The following is a 3,528-nucleotide window of genomic DNA, read 5'->3' as shown; positions in this document are numbered from 1 at the left end:
TCCAGGAAATTGGGGGAACTACATGCAACTGTGAAACTGAATCAAACCAATCTCGATTGACACGGGGAGTCATATCAGCTGGACTGGCGTGCAATTCCAGTGACGCTGAGCCAGGATAATACTCACTACTCTTGTTAGGCGAACCGGCTATCATGTGCACGTTTCCCATAGAGCGCTGCGGCCAAAGCTTTGACGGCTCACGGCAGTCGGCGTGCTGAGGAGTGAGGTTCATGGCCATACAACAGGACATTCACCTTTGGCACGACGTGCCTTTGTGCGTCGTACCGCTGGCCTCCCGAACAGCTTCGCCAGCAACATGCCCAAGCGCATCGTAATCATCCAGGGGCATCCAGACCCATCGGGCCAGCGCTTGCTGCATGCGCTGGCGGACGCCTATGCTCAAGGCGCGACCACGGCAGGACACGAGGTACGGCGCATCGAGGTGGCGAAGCTCGACTTCCCGTTGCTTCGCACGCAGGCTGAGTTCGAGACTGGCACATTGCCTCCTGCATTGGAGCAGCCAAGGGAGGAATTGCGCTGGGGGGAGCATTGGGTCTTCCTGTTTCCGCTATGGCACGGGACCATGCCGGCGCTATTCAAGGGTTTTCTCGAACACATCTTTCGGCCCGGCTTTGCCATGGAATACAGGGAGAAAGGGTTCCCCAGACGACTGCTCGCCGGCCGCTCGGCACGGATCGTCGTGACCATGGGAATGCCGGCGCTGCTGTATCGCTGGTACTTTGGCGCATATGGAGTCCGCGGCTTCGAACGAAGTATGCTAGGTTTCGCCGGGATCAAGCCGATCCGCAAGAACCTGTATGGGCTTACCTTTGCCGACGAGAGGACACGTACCCGTTGGCTGGAAAACATGCGTGCACATGGTGCGCACGGGAACTGAGCGGAACGTGGCAAACCACATGCCCGCTGCTTGGGCGGTTGCCCGTTGTGGTGTCTCCCTGCCACCGTTCGTTCATCGACCAAAGGAGCCGTTCGTCTTGCAGCTGTTGGAGTCTCAGATGGGTCGTCTTCTGCCCTACGCGGACAGGTCCCAGGAGGAACGCTCGCTGTGCTCGGCGTCGGGCCGGACCCGGCCATTTTGGGACGTTAGCTTTTCGGAGACGAGTGACCGAAGTGGGCACCACTTCGGTCACACTGCCCGATCCTATACGAGATGAAAGCCTATCTCTTCTAGAATCGGTCCTGAATCGATCAACCGATCGTCATCAGAGATGCGTTTCCACCCGCCGCAGCAGTATTGATAGAGAGCGCATGCTCCACCACCAACTTGTCGAGACTGATCTCTGCGCTTCCTTCCGCAAGCGATTGAATGCCGATGATGGGACCGTCGATCTCGGCAACCCGCCGGCCAATGGCCTTCAACTCCTGAGAATTGCCATGGTGAATGACCGCCTGGAAAAGGTCCGCGACACGCCAATCTGCCACTATTTCGATGCCCGACCGAACATGCGCGGGAAGCCCCTCATACAACGACCGTACGCCTACGGAATCCACCCAAATAGCGCGCGCTCCAATGGCTAGCACTGCGGCAAGCTGCCGGAGCATGTCGCTACGGGTCTGAGCCAGACACAGGACTGCGGCCTTGGCAGAAACCGAGTAACGATTCTCCTCGCCGGTGGGACCCGGTAGCGTGACTGAGAGCCCCACGGGGGAGTCGCGAGAAAACTCATCGCAAGTCGATGCGATCTCAGGCACATTGGCTACGGCCCACTCACGAAGCGCTCCAATTCTAGTCGAAGGCCCTTTCGCCCCGTCAACTTCACGCCCACTCAAACGAATCGCATTGAGAGGAGCGTTCAAGGGATATGAAGCAAGAAGCTTGAAGAGGTACAGCGGGCCGCCAGCCTTCGGGCCGGTGCCCGACAGGCCTTCGCCACCAAACGGCTGCACGCCAACCACGGCACCCACGATATTGCGGTTCACGTAGAGGTTGCCCACATGCGCGCGGTCAACGATATGCGCGATGGTTTCGTCGATCCGCGTGTGGATGCCCAGCGTCAGGCCGTAGCCGGTGCCGTTGATCTGGCCGATCATCGTGTCCAGCGCGGCGCGCGGGTAGCGCACCACGTGCAACACCGGGCCGAACACCTCGCGCTTCAGTTCCTCGATCGAATCCAGTTCGATCAGCGTTGGCGGCACGAAGGTGCCGTTGCGGCAGGCAGCCGACTGCGCGGCGCCCGGGTCGGCCTGGTGCACGCGGCGGCCCTTGGCGCGCATGGCATCGATATGCCGCACGATGTTGGCACGCGCCTCTTCGTCGATCACCGGGCCGACGTCGGTCGACAGGCGGTCCGGGTTGGCCATGGTCAGTTCCTGCATCGCGCCCTTGAGCATTTCCAGGATGCGGTCGGCCACGTCTTCCTGCAGGCACAGCACGCGCAGCGCCGAGCAGCGCTGGCCGGCGGAATCGAACGCCGAGCTCACGACGTCACCCACCACCTGCTCGGCCAGGGCCGACGAGTCGACGATCATCGCGTTCTGCCCGCCGGTTTCGGCGATCAGCGGGATCGGACGGCCGGCGGCGTCGAGGCGGCCTGCCACGTTCCGCTGCAGCAGGCGCGCCACTTCGGTCGAGCCTGTGAACATCACGCCCTTCACGCGGGCATCGCCCACCAGCGCGGCGCCCACCGTTTCGCCACGGCCCGGCAGCAGTTGCACGGCGCCAGCCGGCACGCCGGCATCGCGCAGCAGGCGCACGGCGGCGGCGGCGATCAGCGGGGTCTGTTCGGCCGGCTTGGCCAGCACCGGGTTGCCGGCGGCAAGCGCGGCGGCCACCTGGCCGGTGAAGATCGCCAGCGGGAAGTTCCACGGGCTGATACAGGCCACTGGGCCCAGCGGGCGGTGCGTGTCGTTCGAGAACGTCTCCCGCACCTGCACCGCGTAGTAGCGCAGGAAGTCCACCGCTTCTCGTACTTCTGCGATGGCATTCGCGAAGGTCTTGCCGGCCTCGCGCATGATGATGCCCATCAGCGACTGCATCTGGGCTTCCATCAGGTCGGCGGCACGCTCCAGTGCGGCGGCGCGCACTTCAGGCGGCGTGGCCTGCCAGATCGGCGCCACGTTGACGGCAGCCGTCAGCGCCGCTTCGATCTCGGCCGGAGTGGCTTCGCTGACCTGGCCCACTACGTCGCGAAGGTCGGCCGGGTTCAGCACCGGTTCCGACTTGGCATCGCCACGGTCGACTTCGACGCCCAGCAGCGGATCGGCGCGCAGCACGTCGCTGGTGCCGGCCAGCAGCGCGGACGACAGCGACGCCAGGCGATGCTCGTTCGACAGGTCGATACCGGCCGAATTGGCGCGCGACTTGCCGTACAGCGTGCGCGGCTGCGGAATGCGCGGGTGCGGCAGGCCCAGCGTGCCCTCGGCCTTGTGCATCCGCTCGACCACGGCCACCGGGTCGGCCACCAGCTCGTCAAGCGAGATGGTGTCGTCGGCGATGCGGTTCACGAACGAGGTGTTGGCGCCGTTCTCCAGCAGGCGGCGCACCAGGTAGGCCAGCAGCGTTTCATG

The 3,528-nt window shown here is 63.6% G+C and carries 2 protein-coding genes; one reads left to right on the top strand and one right to left on the bottom strand.

Annotated elements, in window-relative coordinates:
* The first annotated feature begins 316 nt into the window (after nt 1–316).
* Nucleotides 317–898 carry an NAD(P)H-dependent oxidoreductase gene (locus tag K309_RS0134215; RefSeq protein ID WP_029050391.1) on the top strand — a complete coding sequence of 194 codons (582 nt, stop codon included), beginning with the start codon at nt 317–319 and terminating at the stop codon, nt 896–898.
* Nucleotides 899–1,209: 311 nt separating this feature from the next.
* Here the strand turns inward: K309_RS0134215 and K309_RS0134210 are convergent.
* On the bottom strand, nt 1,210–3,528 hold a 2,319-nt coding region (locus tag K309_RS0134210; RefSeq protein WP_029050390.1), incomplete at its 5' end, for an L-glutamate gamma-semialdehyde dehydrogenase.

This window comes from Cupriavidus phytohabitans (assembly GCF_000426345.1).
In the GTDB taxonomy this organism is placed as follows: Bacteria; Pseudomonadota; Gammaproteobacteria; order Burkholderiales; family Burkholderiaceae; genus Cupriavidus.
Note: the sequence above shows the minus strand (reverse complement) of the source record. Positions and strands in the feature narration are given on the sequence as shown.

Bases quoted from the DNA above. Each gene is read 5' to 3' on its own strand.
- K309_RS0134215 (WP_029050391.1), top strand. From the start codon at position 317: ATGCCCAAGCGCATCGTAATCATCCAGGGGCATCCAGACCCATCGGGC.